Raw genomic sequence first — 21,432 nt, 5'->3', positions numbered from 1 at the left:
AAGGATTTAGAGGATCTTTATTGTTCCTAATATTGGTTATAGACATTATAAGCAATCTTTTTTTAATGTCTATATCTTACCAACACTTTTATTCTAATGAATTTACATAAAAAAGTCAACACTAATATAAATAAAATTATTATTTTTTTTAAAATAATACTTAGATTTAATAAAAACAGCTATTTATTTAAATATGTAAAGTATTAATTTAAATTTTTTATAGAATTATTAATTTTTTATTTTTTTTATTCAATAAATGTTTAAATTATACAAAATAATATTTTTATTATAATTCAGGCAAATACCAAGTTATCCCTGTAGTAGATTCAAAGTATATAGGTATAGAAGAAGTCTGTCTTGAATTACCATTATTAATGTCCATTTCAAAATACCATTCAATATCTTGAACGGGAGTAATATAAAGTTCTGCATAAGCTCCCCAATATAAATTATGCTGTACTTTATAATATTTACTATCAGTTTTATATTTTCCTTTATAAACGGCATTGTATCCTAAAGAAGGTTCAACATAAAGAGATAGCATATCACTGTTAGCAGTTAATCCTAATACAGCAGCAGCAGTTACATTATAAGGATTTTTTTCCCATTTATTTTCTTTTTTACTATAAGTAGTATTTACAAGAGATTCTCCTGCTCTAACCATTACATCACTGCTGGCTAAAGCTGTATTATATGAAACTTTAATAAAAGGATTAATATTTACATTTCCAATTGTGCGGTTTAAGAAATATAGTCTAGTTTCAAAACCAAATGATTGAGCAAACATATCAAAATTATTTTTAACATTTTTATAACCTGACTGTCCATATTTGATGTATAATCTTACTTGATTGAATACATCTATTTCTGTATAGTATCTTATTTGTATATCTGTGCTTATTCCTAAATAGTCTTTATATTGACTGATAGTATATTTTCCGAAAGGATCTTTTGATGCAGCTATTTGTATAGGTATTGCTATTCTTAAATTATTATTTAAAGCATTGACCATAAGTACAGGAGTATGAACGCCTAAAGTGCTGTTATAATATGTAAAATTATATCCTAAGCCAATGCCGAAAATATCAGAAGTGTATCCTATTCCCATAGAAACAGTAGCATCTAATCCTAAATTATCTGTTTTACCTGAAATTATACTTCCCAATGATGTTACGGCATCTTGAGTTCTAAGTCCGAAAGTACCTTTAATAGTATTGTTTCCAAGTACAAATCCTAATTGATCCATTCTGGCTCTTAATTGATTTCCATCTGTAAGAAAATCAATCCAGTCATCTTGATCTCCATACATTCCTAAAGCAGATGCACTAAATATAGTTAATATAGCAATAGCTGCCAGCATAATTTTTTTCATTTTATCTGTTCTCCTAAACATAAAATATTTTCTTCTATTATATAATTTATATAGGTAGATTATAGATAAAAATATTATATTGCAAAACAATAAAATGTAAACTTATATAATAATGAATAAACTATTTTGCAATATGAAAATTAATAAAAAAGAGGCCAACCTATTAAAGGCCAGCCTCATTAATTTCTATTAATTAACTTCTAATTAATTGAAAGCAGGTAAATACCAAGTTATACCTGTAGTAGATTTAAAGTATACAGGGATACCAGATTCTTGTCTTGTACCGCCATTATTAACATCCATCTCGAAGTACCATTCAAGATCTTGAACAGGTCTTACATAAAGTTCTGCATAAGCACCCCAAGCTAAGCTATGTTGTACTTTAGAATCTATATTTAAATATGGATTTTCAGATATGTTTTTTCCTAAATATGTAGCTTGATAACCTAAAGAAGGCTCAACATAAAGAGATACTACATCGCTGTTAGCAGTGATACCTAATACAGCCTGAGCTTTTACATCATAAGGATTTGAATCCCATTTGAAATCTTTACCAATGTATCTACCAGCAAATGCATCTAATTTATAATTAGGATGAGAAGGATGATAACCAGAAACAGTATTTTGTACAGCTTCTCCAGCTCTTACAGTTCTGCTTACACCTTTTAAAGCTGTGTTATAAGCAACTTTGATGAAAGGATTGATAGTTACGTTTCCAACAGGAGTATTCAAGAAATAGAATCTAGCTTCAAAACCTAATGACTGAGCAAAATACTCATTAGCATACTCATTAGCTCCGTTAGCTGTTTTATATCCAGCTTGTCCGTATTTGAAGTATACTCTTATAGCATTGAAAGCATCTATACCAGTATAGTATCTTAATTGTATATCAGTGCTTATACCCATATAATCTTTTGTAGATGATGAATAAGGGAATTTAGCAGAATCATTGAAAGGATCATGACTTACAGCTATTTGAACAGGAACTGCTATTCTTAAGTTGTTGTTTAAAGCATTGATCATAAGTACAGGAGTATGAACACCTAATCTAGGATTTACATAAGTGTAGTTATAACCTACGCCAATACCGAAAGGCTCAGAAGTATAACCTATACCAGCAGAAATAGTAGTTTGTAAATCTACATTTCCTGTATTACCTGAAAGTATGTTACCTATTTTTGTTACAGCAGATTGAGATCTGAAACCGAAAGTACCTTTAATAGTACCGTTACCTAAAACGAAACCTAATTGGTCCATTCTAGCTCTTAATTGGTTACCATGTACTAAGAAGTCGATCCAAGAATCTCTGTCACCATACATACCGAAAGCAGATGCACTAGCTATAGTCAATAATGCCATAGCTGTCAATAAAACTTTTTTCATTGTTTTTCTCCTAATTTTTTTATAATCTTTTGACAGTGTCTATTGAGAGATTGCTTAAAAACTCAATAGACACCTAAATATCCTCTACTTTCATTATAGGAAAAAGTTATAAAATGTCAATACATATAAAAGGAATTATATAAAAAAATAGTCATTCAAATACATATTTACATATTTTTTTAATAAAAAATTATGAATTTTTATTGAATAATTATTTTTTATGAAATTTTGAATTTGCTTAGTATGTTTTGATTAAATTGATAATTATGAACAAGCTTTATATTTGTTTTTCTCATAAAAAAGAGGAGCTTTTTAATGAAGCTCCCCTTGTATTAAAAATCAGTTATTTCTGATTATTCACTGTTATTTATTATTGTAAAGCAGGTAAATACCAAGTTATACCAGTATTAGCTCCGAATACAACAGGCATTGAATTTCCTGAAGCAATAGGATTTCCTTGAAGTTTAGGTACTCCGTTATTAACATCCATTTCGAAATACCATTCAAGATCCTGAACAGGTCTGATATATATTTCTCCGTAAGCCTGCCAGTATAATGTATGAGTAAGTTTGCTTCCTTTTACACCATCATCTTGTACTCTGTATCCTAAACCAGGTTCAAATATTAAATTAACATAGTCTGTATTAACACTTAAAGATACGCTAGGTATGATTTTCAAGTCATAAAGTTCTCTGTCATAAATGCTGTTTGGATCATCTGCCCAAGCATTTGCAGCCCAAGCTGTAAGTCTTCCATCAAAAGCTGTAGCTGCTGGGAATACTACATTTCCTTTTCCTTTAGCACCTACAGTAGAAGCAAAATCAACTCTTAAGAATGGGTTTACAGTTACATTATTTCCAAGAACTGTATTTAAGAAATGAAGTCTTAATTGGAAGCTTATAGTCTGTGCTTGATATTCTGTAGTTGTATTGTTTTCAACACCATTATATTTATTTAATCCGTAATTGAATTCAAATCTTATATAGTTGAAAGCATCTATTCCTGTATAATATCTTATTTGAGCAGGTATGCTTAAACCTAAATAATCTTTTCTATCCATATTACCTAATTTACCTATATCTTTTTCTACAGCTATACTTACAGGTATAGCTACTCTTAAATTGTTATTAACAGCATTGAATGTAATAACAGGTGTATGAGTATTTATTCCTTTAGCAGCTTTGGTTTGAATAGTATTTGCAGCAGTATAAGTATAGTTATAACCAACACCAACACCAAAACCATCACCTGTGTAACCTATACCAGCAGAAATAGTAGCTTCTAATGGATTTTGGTTTTCTTTATTGCCTGTATTTAAGATGCTTCCGTTAATAAGCGTATTAGCTTTGAAACCGAAAGTACCTTTAATAGTGCCGTTACCTAGAGTGAAACCTAATTGGTTCATTCTAGCTCTGAATTGGTTGCCATGTATGAGGAAGAAAAGCCATGTGTTGTCTGCACCATACATACCAAACACTGATCCGCTAGCTATTGTTAAAATAGCCAGCACTGTTAATAAAAACTTTTTCATTTTTATTTTCTCCTAAATTTTTATATATGAATATTATTATATAAAAATTTTTTTAAAATTCTATAAAAAATACAAAAATTTTTATATTTTAATAATAATATATTTTTTCTTATGTTAAATATGATGGTTTATATCTAATTTGTGATACAATTATAGTAATATATCTATTTAGGTATAGTTATATAAATGATAATTTAATATTACAGTCAAAAGTATAAAATATAAAGATATATTAAAGTTTATTTAATACATAATGCTATATTTTTGTGAAATACAGTATTATAAAAAACATTAATGCTGTTTTTATCGGTAATATATTATAAATTAAAATTATTTAATAAGATTTCTGCTTTCATAATAGTCTTTCCATTTTTTACCAAATTTCTCAGCTTTTATTTTTACAGAATTATTAAAATAGTTCTTTAATTTTGGTATATCATCTTTATTTTCTTTGGCAACGCTTCCTATTAAGTTTCCGACTATAGTTTCCATTTTTATATTTTTATCGCCATAATAATAAGAATGAAGTGCTGACTGATAATAAACAGATACAGCTTCAGCAGTACTCATGACAGAATTTAATTCCTGTATCTTAGCATTTTCAAAGCTTTTTCCGCTTCTAAGCTCATTGAATGTAGTTGCAAGTATATCAACAACATCATACTCAATATCAATATCTATATCAGCAAGCTCTAATAATGTTTGGCATTGATTAGTTATGATCTCGCCTTCAAGTTTAGGATTTTTTATAGGCTCAACAGTTTCGAAATTAAATCTTCTTTTTAAGGCGCTGCTCATTTCATTGATACCTTTATCTCTTGTATTGGCAGTAGCTATTATATTAAAACCGGCATTTGCAAATAATACTCTGTTTTGCTCTGGTATATTCATAATTTTATCGCTCAATATACTTATAAGCGAGTCCTGTATTTCAAGAGGACATCTTGTAATCTCTTCAAATCTTGTTATTATTCCTTCATTCATTCCGGTATAAACAGGGGAAGGGATAAGAGCTTCTTCTACAGGTCCTTTTGCAAATAGCATGGCATAATTCCAAGAGTATTTTATATTATCTTCATTAGTTCCTGCTGTTCCCTGTATAGTTACTGTACTGTTTCCGCTTATGGCTGCTGATAATAATTCGCTTAGCATGGTTTTAGCAGTTCCAGGCTCTCCTACAAGCATTAATCCTCTATTTCCTGCTAATGTTATTATTGCTCTTTCTACTAGGGAATCATCTCCGTAGAATTTTCTTTTTATTTCTACACCGCTTTTTAATTTTTTACCTAATATAAAATCTCTAACAGCCTGAGGTGATAAATTCCAATTCTTAGGTTTATTATTTTTATCTTCTTTTTTTAGAGCTTCAAGTTCTTCTTTATAAAGTTCTTCCATCAAAGGTTTCTGATGTATTTTTTCTTCATTATTATTAATATTATCTTTTTTCATTGCAGTAAAAACTCCATTATTTATAAAAAATTATTGGGAAATAGTTTTTCTCTTTTCCCATAAAAATAAACCTATTCCTATTAATATAACAGATATTCCTATAAATTGCTTAAAACTGATACTTTCATGCAATATAAAATATCCTAATATGCAAGTTCCTACAGCTTCACCTAATATAGTCATAGATATTATAGTTGCTGAGAAATATTTTAAAAGCCAAGTAAATATTACCTGTCCTAGCATTGTAGATATGAATGTAATGCCTAATATATTAATCCAAGTATTTAATGAATATCCTATAAAAGGGATCTTCATTATATATGATAAAATTCCTAAGAATATAAAGGCACTAAAATAAGTTAAGCTAATCCAAGTCAAAGCTGAAAGTCTTTTTCTAGTATATTGCCCTATTATAAAATATGCACTTATAAGTCCTGCTGATATAAATGCTATAAAATCTCCTAATAATGCTCTTGAGCTTATTTGAAAATCTCCCCATCCTATTATAACAGAACCCGTAACTGCTATAACAAATCCAAGAATAGCTAATTTAGAATACTGTTCTTTAAAAAAGAAATGTCCTGCTACGAATGCAAATAATGGCTGAAGCGTTACTATAACAGTAGAGCTTGCAACAGATGTAAGGCTTAATGATTGAAACCATAAAAAGTAATGAAGTGCCAGAGAAAGTCCTGATATTACAGAAAGTATTATTTCCTTCTTACTAATAGATAAAAGTTCTTCTCTTGAAGATTTCTTTGATATAGTTATTACAGTTATAAAACAAAATGATATAAATATTCTGTAAAATGCTATTATAGATGAAGGAGCATTAGCAAGCTTAACAAATATTGCCGAAGCAGATAATGCCATCACTCCTATCAATAAAAATATAGCCATAAAAATTAAACCTTAAATTAATTACAATATAATATATTAAAAAAATACTATTGCAAGATAAAAACTTTTAAACTTGTTAATTTAAATATTTTACTCTGAATCCCGTCCTTTAGGTTTTACGAATTCATTTTCAATTACATATTTATTTATATTTTTACTTCATTAAAAAAAGCAATGCCCGCCCAAGCTTTGATTAGATTTTTAATATCTTTAGCGCACGGTGAACGGACTTTTATTTATTGTTTAAATTATAATTCAAAATCATCTTATATTTAAAATTTTGTTTTGCGTGCGTGTAGTAAAGCAGCAAATTTAAAAAAAACTTGGGTGGGTGCTTTGATTTCTAATTAGATTATTGAAGAAAAGAAAATTAGAAATTTCAAAATAAAATAATAAGTCTAAAGGGTGGGCAGATGTAAGTAAATTTATATTTGTAAATGCAATAAAAAAATGTAAAAACTCTTTGACAAAAGTTCAATTTTTCAGTATATATAATATGTAAGAATTTAATATAAGGAGATTATTTGTATTATGAAGAAGTACATTTTTATAATAATGGCATTGATTTCAAATATTGTCTTTGGATACAATCAGACATTTAAAGTAGGGGAGTATATAAAGTATGATGTTTTAGCACAGGTTCCTGAATTTAATATAAGCGGAAAGGTTGGTATGCTTGAAGCAGAAGTTCTAGCTATAAGTAATGTTAACGGAATACCTGCTTATCATTTATATGCTCATGTTTACACTACAGGGGCAGCTAATTTACTTTATAAAGTAAGTGATATATTTGAAGCTTGGGTAAGTACTAATGATTTTAAGCCTATACTATTAAAAAAAGATACCACAGAGGGAGATTGGACTAATAAAGAATCTTTAGCTTTTCATGGTAATTATTATTTATTCAATGATAAAAGAACAGTTGATGAAAAAATAGAGTTTGAAGGCATGGCTTTTGATGCTTTATCACTTGTATTCTTTATGCGTTTTGTTGATAAAAATATTGGAACATTCAAAATTAATTGGCTTGAAGGTAAAAATGTAAAGAAAGATATAAGATTTACTATAGAAAATGGTGAAGAGTTAAAAACAAAATTAGAAAGAAATAAATTATCTACTGTAAGAATTTATGAGAAGGAAAAATATGGAACTGATGCTTTAATTGCTAAAGATAAATATAATCAGGTTCCTCTAGATGTTATTATAGCAGAGCAGAAATACAATAAGGGTTAGAGGTATTATTAGAGAATATAAAGATGGAAAATAATATTTAATATTAGCATATTAAAAAGAGATAGTATAAATACTATCTCTTTTTTTAAAATAAAATTATTTACTTGCTTCCAATTTATCATTTATTTCTTTAACTAAACTGTCTATAAGCTCATCGCTCATTCCATGTCCGCGGCATCCTTCTTCTAAACTTTCCCAACTTGCAACATGACATCCTACACAATGAAGACCTCTTCCCATCATTATTTCTACAGAATCTGGAAAAATTTGTATTATTTCACCTATACTCATAGTTTTGTTTATCATATTTATTACCTCTTTTTTATTTTTATATGTTTATAATACTATTAATATATTTTTTTGTCAAAGTGTAAAATCCCTATTTAAAATAGGGTAAAAATTATTGAAATTTTTAATATATTTTCTTATATAATTTAAATTTAATTCACCAGTATTTTCTAATGCCTTTTTCTCCATTTTTGCCATTCTTCTCACATCATTATATTTTCCTAATTTTTTGTATATTCTTTTTAATGTCATTATGATATATATATTATGAGAATAATTTTCTATATTTTCAAATAAAGTTAAAGAAGTAACTAAATCAAATCCTTCTACATTATTTAAAGCAAAATATGAATATAATAATGCCACATAATCATGTGAGTTGTTTCCCAAAGCATCAACAGTTTTTTTTATTATATCATAAGCCATTTCTTCATTCTTTTCTACACCTATTCCTTTATAATAGCAATGAGCTGTAAGTCCATTAGAGCAGGAGCATTTTGAATTACTATTTTTACATATTGTCATAGCTTTACTATATATTTCAAAAGCTTTAAAATCATCTTGTTCTATTCCTCGTCCTAATTCATAAGCCTTTCCAATAACGGTCAAAGCACATTCCAAAGTATTATCTATATCAAAAGCTATATTTGCCATAGAAATAGCTAACTCAGGATAAGGAGTAATAATATCTCCGTAAAATAATTCTTTAGCATATATATGGTATGATATAGCATCATTTAATTCTAAAGCTTTTTTTAACATATAAATGCCTTCATTAACATATTCATTCGGCATATTATAAAGCATTATTTTGGCAATAGATCTGTATATAGGAGCTTTATCAAGATTACTGTTCAAACATATCTTAAAATTATCCAATATTAATTTATAATCATTAGATCCTATCATTTGTAGAGAATGAGCATATATAAATCTTATATAATAAACTTCATCATCATCATCATTTACATATTCAAAGAATTCTCTGCATAATTGGGCTGCTGCCTCATAATTTTTTATTTCATAATTAGAAAATATTGATAAATAATATGTAGAATATTTGTATTCTATTTTATCTATATGAGATAAATATTTCAAAGCCTCTCTATAATCATCATCATTTTTAGCATAATTATGATATAATTCTGCAATTTTTTCATAAATCCATGATTCTTTATTTTCATTTAGTATCTTTTTGAATTCTGCTATAGCTTTTTTTATTTCACCCTGATAAGCATATAAGTTTCCTCTATAATATCTGTATTGAAGGCTTTTTATACCTATTACATCTATAACTTTATCCAGCAAATAAAAAACTTCTGCTAAATCTTTTCCTTCTTCCTGACTGTCCGGATAATTTTCATTTTCATTTTCTATAATCAAATCATGTAATGCCTGAATCTTTCCAAGCAGAGCATTTAATCTATATTTATTATTATGTTTTAAAAGTTCATTATAATTTTCTATAGCTTTTCTGTAATTTTCTTTATTAAAATACCATTCGCCTCTTTCATATATTGCATTATAATTAGATGCATTTAATTCTACAGCTCTATCCAAAAAGAATATAGCATCATCATAAAATTCAGATTTTGTTCCATTTTTAGCAAGTATTATACCTTTAAGAAAATATGCATCATCATAGAAAGGAAAATCATAAATAAGTTTATTAGCTTCTATATCAGCTTTAGTAAGTATATTAAGATTATAATAACAAAGACCTCTTTCAAATCTTGCAACTTTGCTGTTTTCAGGCTTCACATTTTTAATAAAATCATCATAATATCCTATAGCCTGATGGAAATCTGCTTCATTTTCTCCATTATTTAAATAGCTGCTTGCAAGTATTAGCAGAGCATCATAAGCTGTGTTATCTTTTTCAAAAAGTATTTGAGCATACTCTCTTTCTTTGTCTACATTTTTTAAATCACGATTAAGATACATTAATCCTCTGTATGCATCTGTTATATTAGGATCTATATCTATTGATTTATTAAGATCATATTCTATAGTAGAATAAATCAAAGCTATTCTGGCATCATATTTATTTTTATCGAATTCTTCATTTTGAAGTTCTATAAATGCAGATTTGCCTCTCATATAAAAAGCTCTTGCATTATCCGGTTCTCTTGATATAATAAGATCTAATTCTTCTATGGCTTTTCTGTAATCACCGTCATCAATATATTTGCTTATTTCATCTAAAGAACTCATAATATACTCTATACCCTAGCAATTATGTTTAATAAAAATTGAAATACTATTCTAAGTATCATAGGAACAACTAACTGAAGAACTAAAAGAAACACTAATGGAGATAAATCGAGAATTCCTACAATAAGTCTTCTTCCTCCGAATATTTTATCTATTACTCCGTCAGTTATTTTATAGAAAAAGTTTATTATAGGATTATAATAATCTAAATGCATAGCTCCGAAAGCCTGAAGCCAGCTTAATATAATCCATACAAACCATATAAAAGAATAAAGTCTTAAAGTCTGCATTAATAAATAGTATATAAATCTAATAGTTTCTATTAACATATATTTCCTGTATATTATTTAATATTTTTAAGAGCCTCGTCTATATTATTAGCAGTATTTACAATGCTTAGAAATTTAGTGGCTTCAAATAATGATTTTAACTGTTTGCTTAAAGAACAAAAATAAACGACTCCGCCATTTTCACCAGATATTCTCAAAGCTGATGCGATAAGTCCCAAAGCTGATGAACACATATATTCTATATTATGAAAGTCAAATATCAAGTTTAAAACACCTGCATTTTTTATGTAATTTAATTTTTCTTCTAATATATCTACATTTTCAGATATTATATTTTTTTCTATATTAATTATAGCCGTTTTATCCTCAATGATTGTACGAACCATGCAAACTCCTTTAATAAGATGAAAATAGAACCATATTTAACAATTTTTAATATATTATAAAACTTTAAAAAATCAAGCAGTTTTTTATTTATAGCCTTATTGTTTATCCCATTCAATAAGTATAGGGCAGTGATCGCTTCCCATAACATCCGTTAATATATCAGCTCTTTTTATATTAGGAGCCATTTCATTATTAACGAAGAAATAATCTATTCTCCAGCCCACATTTTTTTCTCTTGATCTTGTTTTCATATCCCACCAGCTGTAATGTCCGCCTTCTTTTACAAACATTCTGAATGTATCTGTAAAACCTTTATTTAAAAATTCTGTTATTTTTTCTCTTTCTTCAGGAAGAAAACCTATGCTTTTTTCATTTTCTTTAGGTCTTGCCAAATCTATAGCTTCATGAGCGATATTCATATCCCCGCATAATATTACATTAGTATTCTTTTTTAATTTACTTAGATGTTTTGTTATTTCATCATAGAAAGAAAGTTTATATTGAAAATGTTCTTCAGATTTTCCGCCGTTAGGGAAATATACATTAAATATAGTAAAATCATCAAATTCCAATGATAATATTCTTCCTTCTCTGTCTGAGAATTTGCTTCCTAATTTATTTTTTATTTCTTTGTTCGGCTTTAATTTTGTATAGATTGCCACTCCGCTGTATCCTTTTTTTACTTCAGGATCTGCTGGATTAATAAAAAGTTCATAGCCTTCTATATTTCTTAAATCTTCAGGCAGCTGTTCTTCAAAAGCTTTAGTTTCCTGAAGACATATTATATCCGGATTTTCTTTTTTTATGAAATCTACCAAACCTTTTTTGTATGCCGCTCTTATTCCGTTTACATTCCAAGATATTATTTTTAATATACTCATTATTTTTAATGCCTTTTATATAATTATACTAATATTATAAACTTTATGCCGTAATAATACAAGTATATAAAAATTATATAGTTATTATTAAAAATAAATTTATAAAATGTATTATTAATATAATAAAATCTAAATAAGATTGATTTTTTTTTATTATTGTATTATGATATATAATATAAATATAATTTAAGGTGTATTTGTGAAAGTAAGATTTCTTGGAAGCAGAGGATCTATACCAACCCCAGGTAACAGTTTTAGTGAATACGGCGGAAATACATCTTGCATTCAAGTAATAGATGATGACGGTACTTATATAATATTAGATGCCGGAAGCGGATTAAAGAATGCAAGTTATTATGCTTTAAAATCAGAAAAAACTGAAAGTATAATATTATTAACTCATTTCCATTGGGACCATATAATAGGAATACCTTTTTTTGCTCCTTTCTTTTCGGATAAATATAGCTTTACGATATATGGTCCGAAAGATTCTTCTACAGAAATGTATGATACTATAAATAATATACTTGCTAAAGATTATTTCCCTGTAAATTTGGAGCAGTTTGCAGCTAATCTTAAATTTGAAGCATTTTATGAAGGCAAAAAGATAACATTTGGAAATATGACTATAGAAAGTATATGGGTTAATCATCCTTGCCATACTCTTTCATATAAAATAACTTCAGGTAATAAAACTGTTATATATCTTACAGATCATGAGCCTTATAAAAAGCGTCTTCATGCACAGCATCCTTCGCTTTCACATTATAATCATAATGCTGATTTGCTTCATGCAAGACTTATAGACTTTGTAAGGGGAGCTAATGTTCTTATAATAGAAGGCGAATATACAAAAAGCGAATATTATAACGGACATGTAGGCTGGGGACATTCTACTTTAAATGATGCTATACAGGTGGGACTAGATGCTGATGTGCCTTATGTAATACTTCATCATCATAATCAGGAAAGAACAGATGCCCAAATAGATTTAATACATAGTAAACTAATGGCTTTCCTTAAAAAAGAAGAAATTGATTTACAGCTTGCCTTTGCTAAAGAAGGTTCTTATATTAATATATAAATTAATGTTTTAATCATACCTAAATAACTATATTTGGTCAATTTTATTTTTTCAATTTTATTGTTTATGGTGGCTTTGCTCGAAGCACACAGTCGTGCCATACCCCCAGTTCTTTTACCGACGCTCTGCGTGCCGTAGGCAAGGTACCTTTCGGTATTGGTATAAGGCACAGTCCGCCTCACGAAGTGTGCCTACGGCAGGCGAGAACCTATATCCTCGACAGGCTCGGATACGCTTCGCGAAGAACTGCATTTATAGTCTAAATTTAGGTTATATCCTATATTTAATAAGTATATATTTAATATAAAGTTCTAGCAATTGCGTTTTTTGCTGCTTTGGCGAAGCCCGCAGAGCGTGTGCGGCAAAAAAGTAGATAATTCCATATAAAGTAAATCAGTTGACAAACTTAAAAATTTTATTTCTTTATTCTTATTTGAATATGTTAAAATTATTAAAAATATAAATTTTCTAATATATTGAAATTTGTATTATGAAATATATAAAAATCTTTTATGTATATAAAAAGCAATAGACATTTATAATGCCCATTGCTTTTTTATTATATTCCTAATTTAAGATAATTTGAAAAATGAAATGCTTTGCTGAAGTTTTTCTACTCTGCCGAAAAGATTTTTAGATAAATTATTAGAGTCTACAGCTAAAGATGCATTCTGAGTTGTGGCACTTTCCATACTATTTATTGCTGTGCTTATTTGATTAACTCCTGCCTGCTGTTCTAATGCTGTATGAGATATGCTTTCCATCAAATTAGAAGTTTCTCTAACTTTATTTTGAAGTTCTTCAAATAATTCTTGAGATTTTCTTGCAGTTTGTGTGGCATCATTAATTTGCTGTGCTGTATTATCAACTAAATTGGTTATATCTTTTACAGAAGCCTGTGTAGTTTGTGCTAGGTTTCTTACTTCGCTTGCTACAACAGCGAAACCTTTGCCTTGATCTCCAGCCCTTGCAGCCTCTACTGATGCATTAAGTGCAAGTATATTAGTTTGAAATGCTATATCTTCTATTATTTTTGTTATATCTTTTATTTTTTCACTTGATTTATAAACTTCTTCTATATTTGCAGATGTTTCAGTGATTATTTCAGCGGCTTCTCCTATATAGTTTATAGATTCATTCATCATATCCTTACCATTAACTGCATTTTCTGTAGATGATTGTATAGTAGAAACTATTTCCTCTATGCTTGCTGCTGTTTCTTCTAAACTAGAGGCTTGAGATTCTGTTCTTGATGATAATTCGCTGCTGCTTTCCAACATATTTTGAGATGATGATAATATTTCTTTGGATGCTTCATTTACTTCATTTATAACTTCAGATAATTTTTCGCTCATTATATTAAATGTTTTTTCTAGTTTTCCAAATTCATCTTTTCTCTCTTTTTTTATTTCTTTAACATTTATATAGCCTTCTGATATATTTTGAGCCTGTTTCATTATACTGTCTAAAGGAGACATAGTTTTCTTTATATACGAAATTAGGAATGTATTTATACAAATTATAGATAATATACATACTATTATGGCTATTCTAATCATTCTTATATTTTCTTTGTATATGATTTTATTATCCATAGCCATAGTCAAAGTCCAAGGCAGCTGCTCCATCTTTGAATATACTGCTGTTCTTGAAGTATTGTTGTTTAGTTTATATGTTATTATTCCATTTGGTTTATTATCTTTTTTTATTAAATTGAAATATGCTTTACCATTTTCATTTATATAATCATAAGTATCTGCTACTATAATTCCATCATTATCCAAAACAAATAATCTTCCTGTTTCATCTAACTTTAATTTTTTTAATGCATTTACAAACTCTTCCCAATTTATAATCATATAAATTGTTCCTATTAAGTTATTATTTGCATCTCTAACCCCTGATATTAAAGCTAATGACCATTTATTATCAGCACTTGATTTTAATATTTTAGTTCCATAGGCTACATCATAATTGCTTTGTTTGAAATTATCCCATATACCAGGTCTTAATTCCTGTATGTTTTTTCCTATTTCAACATGTTTAGCATTATCTAATATATAACCATTTGTATCTGTTAGTCCTATATCTAAAGAGAAATTGTTTATAGATTCAAATTTATTTAAAGTTTCATTTAATTGTATATTTGCATTAGTACTGTAGCTGTTTAATAAATAATTAATTACAGCAGGAGTGATAGCATAAGTTTTTATAAGTGTTTTATTTTCAAAAAGCCAAGAATCCATCATTGACTTATATCCTTCTATTGTGCTTGAAAAACCTGAAAATGTTGTTTTGCTTACTCCGACAAATGATCTGTATGATAATATAATGATAGTAATAATTAAAAATATTGTAGTTATTATGCTTATAGTCAATGGCATTTTAAATCTTATGGAATGTCTTCTTTTCATAAAATAATCGCTCCGTAACTTTTTGTACTCTATTATAAAATATAATATGTTTATTATAGATAATAAACTATTAAAAAAAGTATTTGGTAATATTATTTAATTATAATTATTATATAATTTTTTATATGTGTAAAAAAATGTTATTATTAGTTTACATAAACTGCATATATATAGCTCAATTGTAAATATTATATTCATATTTACTTAACAATTGTAAAGCAAGTATAAAAAATAAATAACTTATTATAAGTAATAATCATAAATTTTTTAACTTTACAAAAATGACTAATTTTAGTATAATGATTCTGTTTTTAAATATAATTTTTTCATAACGAAATGGAGGCATACAGATGACAGATAAAAAGTTTTATATTACAACTCCAATATATTATCCTTCAGATTATTTACATATCGGACATTGTTACTGCACTATAGCTACAGACACTATGGCTAGATATAAAAAGATAATGGGATATGATGTTTATTTTCTAACTGGTACTGATGAGCATGGTGAAAAGATAGCAAGAAAAGCAGAAGCAGCAGGAACTACTCCAAAAGCTTATGTTGATAATATAGTTAATGCCACAAAAGAGTTATGGAAAAGACTTCATATTGATTATAGTCATTATATAAGAACAACTGATGATTATCATGAAAGAAGAGTACAGAAAATATTTAAAATTCTTTATGATAAGGGATATATTTATAAAGGTTCGTATAAAGGACTTTATTGTGTAAGCGATGAGGCATTTTTCACTGAAAGTCAGGTAGTAAAAAAAGATGACGGTAAATTCTACTGCCCAGACTGCGAAAAAGAATTAGAATATAAAGAAGAAGAATGTTATTATCTTAAGCTTTCAGAATACGGACAATGGTTAATAGATTATTACAAAGAACATCCTGAGTTTTTAGAGCCTAAAGAAAGACAAAATGAAATGCTTAAAAATTTCTTGCTTCCTGGTTTAGAGGATTTAGCAGTTAGCCGTAAGGGTTTGCAATGGGGTATACCTTGTCCTGTTGATAGTGAGCATAGTATATATGTATGGATTGATGCTTTAGCTAATTATATAACAGCTTTAGGATATCCTGAAGATGGGCAAGATGAATTATATAAAAAATATTGGCCTGCTGATGTGCATTTTGTGGGAAAAGAGATAGTTCGCTTCCATGCTATTATATGGCCTATAATGCTTAAAATGCTTGATATACCTCTTCCTAAGAAAGTATACGGACATGGCTGGGTGCTTTTTGATGATGGTAAAAAGATGAGTAAGAGTAGGGGAAATGTTGTTGATCCTAATACTTTGATTGATAAGTATGGCGTTGATGCTTTAAGATATTTCCTTATGAGAGAGATTAATTTCGGTTCTGACGGTTATTATTCTCAGGAGCTTTTCTTAAAGAGAATAAACAGCGACTTAGCTAATGATTACGGCAACTTATGGCATAGAATAACTACTATGCTTGGAAAATATTTTAATAATATTCTTCCTGATGAGGTTGAAAGCGTTTACGGAGATAGAGAAAAAGAGCTTAAAAAAATGGTTCTTACTCTTGATGCTAATGTTGAATCTGCTTTGGATAGTTATAAATTCCATGAGGCATTATCATATATTTGGGAAGTTATAAGAATGACTAATAAATATGTAGAAGAAAGTGCTCCTTGGAATTTGGCTAAAGATGAAACCAAAAAGGATCATTTAGCTAATGTAATGTATATTTCTTTCCAAGTATACTATATAGTAACTGCATATTTACAAATATTCTTCATTGATACACCTAAAAAAGTATTTAATAGATTAGGACTTGGAGACAGTGTTTCTTTAGATACTGCTAAGCAATGGGGTTCTTTAAAGGCTGGAATAAAAATCGAAAAGGGTGAGCCTTTATTCAATAGATATGATATAGAAAAAGAAATAGGAGCAAGTACTGAAGAGAATAAAAAGCAGGTTAATCCTCCTAAAGAAGATAAGCATAAGCCTAATATAGAAAAAGAAGATTTTGATAAATTAGAATTATTAACTGCTAAAATATTAGTTGCTGAAAAGGTAGAAAATGCTGATAAACTTCTTAAATTTGTACTTGATATAGGGGAAGGAGAGCAGAGAGTTGTTGTTTCTTCTATAGCAGAATATTATAAACCTGAAGAGATGGTTGGAAAAACTGTTCTTTATTTAGCTAATTTGAAGCCTAAAAAATTCAGAGGCGTTACTTCTCATGGTATGCTTCTTTTAGCTGATAACGGCAAAACTCTTTCTCTTATGACTACAGAAAAAGGTTTTGATGCCGGCTGTGCTGTTAATTAATAATTTGTAATTAAACTTTAAAAAGCTGATATTATAATGAAAGATTTTAAAGATAATAAACTTAGAAAAAAGCTTAAAAAAAATAAACTTAGCGATAAGCAGAAAAATATAATAAAAAAAATAATTATCTTTTTTGCTTCGGCCATTATAATATTGTGTTTTGTTGTTGTTATAAATAAAGCTAGGATATTAAGAGTAGAAATACGAGGATTAGAAGTTTTAAATGCTATAGATATAATGGAAGAAGCCGGATTATCAAAGTATAATAACATAAGCATGTTTAATATACCTAAAAAAGAGATAAAGTCGGACATAGAAAATAATCCTAGACTTCAAGTAGAAAGTATAAAAACTTCTTTTCCTGATCTGCTTATTATCAATGTAGTAGAAAGAGGCACATTATTTTTATTAGAGTCAAGCAGCGGAATATATGAAATTACAGATGACGGCTATATCATAAAAGATAATATTATTCATAATTATGATGTACCTTATATAACAGGATTAACTATCAATCCTACAAACAAAATGGTAGAAAATGATTATTCTAAATATCTTTCATCAGTTATATACGATTTGAAAACTAATCATAATGAAATATATAATCTTATATCAGAGATTAATGCTTATGGTGATGATTTGATACTTTACCCAAGAGGTTATCAGGTACAGGTTATATTAGAAAAGTATGTAAAAACAGAAAAGTTTGTGGATTTGGCAGCCATACTGAAGACATTGCAAAACCATGAGAATAAAACTCACAGAATAGATTTCAGATTCAAAGAAGCTATAGTCAATTAATCTTTAATTTAAGCACTCAATAAAAATTGCGTAGCATATTTATATATTTTTTGCGCAGCAATTTTTATTTATGAAATATAATTATAAAAAGTGAAGGGCAGGATATATAATTAAGTTTTAAAATTTAATTATACTCGCTGCCATCTGTAGTGTTAATCTGATTATATTTTATAAAGTTATCTAATTTTTATATATTAAACTTATCTCCACTTACTCATATCCATTTGATTTGTAAGTTTTGCAACAACAGCTGTACCGCATAAATCGCCTGATATATTTAATGCAGTTCTTCCCATATCTAATAAAGCATCTATTCCAAGTATCATACCATATGCTGCTGCAATATTAGGATCGCTGTTAATATCAAGTCCTATAGAATTGAGAACCATTAAAAGCATTATAGAACCGGCTCCAGGTACTCCGGCAGTTCCTATAGATGCTAATACAGATACTGTTATTATTGTTATTTCAGAAGAGAAATTTAAAAAGTTTCCTGTGGCATTAGCGATAAATATAGCACAAATACCTAAATATATTGTTGTACCGTCCATATTAATAGTAGCGCCTAAAGGTAATGTAAAACTATAAACACCTTTTTGTATTCCCATTTTTTCATCAGCAATCTTCATAGATATAGGCAATGTACCGCTTGAAGAACGAGTAACAAATGCTGTAAAGCAAGCCTCTGAAATATCTTTGAGGAATTTTATAGGATTTAATTTGAATAATATATTTATTATAGTATATACCAAAAGTAATTGTAATATTAATCCTATATAAACAGTAGATGTAACTTTTAATAATTGTCCGAATGCCTGAGATCCATTTTTAGCAAATACAGAAAATATTAAAGCCAAAACACCTATAGGAGCATAGAACATTATCCAGCCTACGATTTTTATAATAATTTGTGTACATCCTTCAAAGAACTTATATACTATATCAGCACTTTCTCTTGTTTTTTCATTATCTCGGCAAAAAGCTAATGAGATTCCGAAGAAAATTGAAAATAATATAGTAGGTAAAACATCTCCGTCTCCTTTAGCAAATGAAGCAAAAGGGTTTGTAGGCACTATTGATAAAAGTGTATCAATTAAATTAGGCTTTACGAATTCTTTTGTAACAGCGGTAGCATTATTCAAATCTAATCCCATTCCAGGATTAAGAATATTTCCTACTGCTAAACCTAATATAGAGGCAAATACAGAAGTCAGCATATAAAATGCCAATATTGCTATTCCTACAACTCCTAAATGTTTAGGCGATATGCTTGCAACACCGCTTATGAGTGTAAAAATAATTACAGGCATAACTATCATTTTTAATAATCTTACAAACAAATTACCAATAGGGTCAGCTATAGATATTAATTTTGCTGTTGTTTCTTCTGATGCTGAAGATGAAACTATTATACCGAGTATAGCACCAATAACTAAACTTATTAATATTATAATAAGCAGTTTACTTCTTATATCTTTTAACATATGTAACTCCAATCATATTTTTATAATGATAATTTATCAAAAAATTGTAATAATTCAATTATTTATAATTAAATATATAGCTAAATAATGCCCATTAAAACAGAAATGATGTTTATATATTATAAAATATTTGAATATATTCTTACTTGCAAATAAAAAGGATAGCATATAAAAATACTATCCCTAAAAAAAACAATTCATTAAAGTTTTATTTTTACCAAACCATCAGAGTAGATCCCCAAGTAAATCCGCCTCCGAATCCTGTAAGAAGAACTAAATCACCGTCATTTATTTTATTATTATCTAAAGCATCAGTTAGAGCTAAACCTATACTTGCAGAAGAGCAGTTGCCGAATTTATTTAATACAACACTAACTTTTTCCATAGGAAGTCCTATTCTTTTAGCAACAGCCTGCATAATTCTTAGATTAGCCTGATGCGGTACAAAGTATTTAACATCAGATAATTGTTTTCCTGAAGTTTCTAAAACTTTATCTATACTATTAGAAAACTCTGTAACAGCTCTTTTAAAAGTTTCTGATCCGTCCATATGTATTTTAAACTCAGGAGCTTCTATATCATCGGCTCTTATAGGACAAACACTTCCGCCATTAAGTACAATACTCATATCAGGTTCGCTTTGCATATGCATTCCTATTATACCTTTGCCGTCATTTCTTGCTGTTATTAATGAAGCAGTAGCAGCATCTCCGAATAAAATAGCAGTTCCTCTGTCTTTCCAGTTGATGTCTTTAGTAAGTTTTTCACATGATACTATAAGTACATTTTTACATTGTCCGCTTTCTATTAATGCAGTAGCAGTGTTTAATGTATATATATAACCAGAGCAAGCAGCAGATAAATCCAAAGCAAAACAATGTTTTAATCCTAATGCTTTTTGTAATTGTCCTGCCATAGAAGGAAATATATAATCTTTTGTTACGGTAGGTACCAATATAGCATCAACTTCTTTTAAATCTACCCCTTTTTTTTCTAAGTTTCTAACAGCATTAAGCCCCATTTCAAAAATAGTTTCGTCTGCTCTAGCCATATGTCTTGTTTCTATTCCTGTACGAGTTATTATCCATTCATTATTAGTGTCCAATATGCTTTCAAAATATTTATTATCTAATATTTTTTCAGGTACATAGTAAGCTATGTTTTTTATATATGCTCTTTCCATACTTCTCTCCGTTATTAATGTAATGTACTTAAGATAGAATTCTTATTGTAAAAGTTTAAGTAAAAATATAAAAAAGATATAGCTAATAATAACTATTTTTTTGAATTTAGTTATAGTAATAGTGATTATTTATGGTATTTTTATATGAAATTATGATAAAACAGTGATTATGTGGATTAATAAAGATATAATATATAAAAAATTGTGAGCATCTATAAGACACTCACAATTA

The 21,432-nt window shown here is 28.1% G+C and carries 16 protein-coding genes and 1 pseudogene; 4 read left to right on the top strand and 13 right to left on the bottom strand.

All coding sequences use genetic code 11. From position 1 onward, the window contains the following. Positions 1-286: 286 nt before the first annotated feature. The 5 genes from BHYOB78_RS12330 to BHYOB78_RS12310 form a co-directional block, all read right to left on the bottom strand. Complete coding sequence (locus BHYOB78_RS12330) at positions 287-1,372, bottom strand: variable surface family protein (protein ID WP_020065017.1); 1,086 nt, start codon at positions 1,370-1,372, stop codon at positions 287-289. Positions 1,373-1,576: 204 nt separating this feature from the next. Next, complete coding sequence (locus BHYOB78_RS12325; protein ID WP_065203229.1) at positions 1,577-2,755, bottom strand: variable surface family protein; 1,179 nt, start codon at positions 2,753-2,755, stop codon at positions 1,577-1,579. A 370-nt stretch (positions 2,756-3,125) separates the two neighbouring features. After that, on the bottom strand, positions 3,126-4,286 hold the full coding sequence (locus BHYOB78_RS12320) for a variable surface family protein (RefSeq protein WP_012671112.1): 1,161 nt from the start codon (positions 4,284-4,286) through the stop codon (positions 3,126-3,128). Positions 4,287-4,616: 330 nt separating this feature from the next. Next, positions 4,617-5,735 (bottom strand): ATP-binding protein, encoded by a 1,119-nt coding sequence (locus BHYOB78_RS12315; RefSeq protein WP_012671111.1) that lies wholly within the window; start codon positions 5,733-5,735, stop codon positions 4,617-4,619. Positions 5,736-5,765: 30 nt separating this feature from the next. Next, entirely contained in the window at positions 5,766-6,635 is an 870-nt protein-coding gene (locus tag BHYOB78_RS12310) for a DMT family transporter (RefSeq protein WP_012671110.1), read from the bottom strand. 531 nt (positions 6,636-7,166) lie between these two features. On the opposite strand from BHYOB78_RS12310, the pseudogene BHYOB78_RS12305 reads away from it, so the two are divergent. Next, positions 7,167-7,902: pseudogene (locus BHYOB78_RS12305) on the top strand (DUF3108 domain-containing protein). 62 nt (positions 7,903-7,964) lie between these two features. Here the strand turns inward: BHYOB78_RS12305 and BHYOB78_RS12300 are convergent. The 5 genes from BHYOB78_RS12300 to xth form a co-directional block, all read right to left on the bottom strand. Then, a complete protein-coding gene (locus BHYOB78_RS12300) occupies positions 7,965-8,174 on the bottom strand; it encodes a DUF1858 domain-containing protein (protein ID WP_012671108.1) in 210 nt (69 codons plus the stop codon). Between the two features lie 57 nt (positions 8,175-8,231). Continuing rightward, positions 8,232-10,370: a sel1 repeat family protein gene (locus BHYOB78_RS12295; RefSeq protein WP_020064915.1), complete on the bottom strand. Its 2,139-nt coding sequence runs from the start codon at positions 10,368-10,370 to the stop codon at positions 8,232-8,234. Positions 10,371-10,378: 8 nt separating this feature from the next. Further along, complete coding sequence (locus BHYOB78_RS12290) at positions 10,379-10,699, bottom strand: YggT family protein (RefSeq protein ID WP_012671106.1); 321 nt, start codon at positions 10,697-10,699, stop codon at positions 10,379-10,381. Between the two features lie 14 nt (positions 10,700-10,713). Beyond that, complete coding sequence (locus BHYOB78_RS12285; protein WP_012671105.1) at positions 10,714-11,046, bottom strand: STAS domain-containing protein; 333 nt, start codon at positions 11,044-11,046, stop codon at positions 10,714-10,716. A 96-nt stretch (positions 11,047-11,142) separates the two neighbouring features. Next, positions 11,143-11,928, bottom strand: a complete 786-nt coding sequence (gene xth, locus BHYOB78_RS12280) for an exodeoxyribonuclease III (protein ID WP_012671104.1) — start codon at positions 11,926-11,928, stop codon at positions 11,143-11,145. Positions 11,929-12,127: 199 nt separating this feature from the next. Between xth and BHYOB78_RS12275 the strand changes: the two genes are divergently transcribed. Then, on the top strand, positions 12,128-13,012 hold the full coding sequence (locus BHYOB78_RS12275) for an MBL fold metallo-hydrolase (protein WP_020064914.1): 885 nt from the start codon (positions 12,128-12,130) through the stop codon (positions 13,010-13,012). 572 nt (positions 13,013-13,584) lie between these two features. Here BHYOB78_RS12275 and BHYOB78_RS12265 read toward each other — a convergent pair. Beyond that, on the bottom strand, positions 13,585-15,426 hold the full coding sequence (locus BHYOB78_RS12265) for a methyl-accepting chemotaxis protein (RefSeq protein ID WP_020064912.1): 1,842 nt from the start codon (positions 15,424-15,426) through the stop codon (positions 13,585-13,587). 350 nt (positions 15,427-15,776) lie between these two features. On the opposite strand from BHYOB78_RS12265, the gene metG reads away from it, so the two are divergent. Together metG and BHYOB78_RS12255 are read left to right on the top strand one after the other, a co-directional pair. Next, positions 15,777-17,732, top strand: coding sequence for a methionine--tRNA ligase (metG, locus tag BHYOB78_RS12260; protein WP_020064911.1), 1,956 nt, complete (start codon positions 15,777-15,779; stop codon positions 17,730-17,732). Between the two features lie 36 nt (positions 17,733-17,768). Continuing rightward, the gene (locus tag BHYOB78_RS12255) at positions 17,769-18,533 is read left to right on the top strand and encodes a cell division protein FtsQ/DivIB (protein ID WP_012671100.1); all 765 of its coding nucleotides are present in this window, start codon (positions 17,769-17,771) and stop codon (positions 18,531-18,533) included. Positions 18,534-18,733: 200 nt separating this feature from the next. On the opposite strand, the gene BHYOB78_RS12250 is transcribed toward BHYOB78_RS12255, so the two are convergent. Further along, positions 18,734-20,017 carry a dicarboxylate/amino acid:cation symporter gene (locus BHYOB78_RS12250; protein WP_012671099.1) on the bottom strand — a complete coding sequence of 428 codons (1,284 nt, stop codon included), beginning with the start codon at positions 20,015-20,017 and terminating at the stop codon, positions 18,734-18,736. Positions 20,018-20,231: 214 nt separating this feature from the next. Then, a complete protein-coding gene (locus tag BHYOB78_RS12245) occupies positions 20,232-21,200 on the bottom strand; it encodes a beta-ketoacyl-ACP synthase III (RefSeq protein WP_012671098.1) in 969 nt (322 codons plus the stop codon). Positions 21,201-21,432 lie beyond the last annotated feature (232 nt).

The sequence above is a fragment of the Brachyspira hyodysenteriae ATCC 27164 genome, from assembly GCF_001676785.2.
GTDB classification, from domain to species: Bacteria; Spirochaetota; Brachyspiria; order Brachyspirales; family Brachyspiraceae; genus Brachyspira; species Brachyspira hyodysenteriae.
The sequence above is the reverse complement of the archived record's forward strand: the minus strand, read 5'-3'. Positions and strand labels throughout refer to the sequence as shown.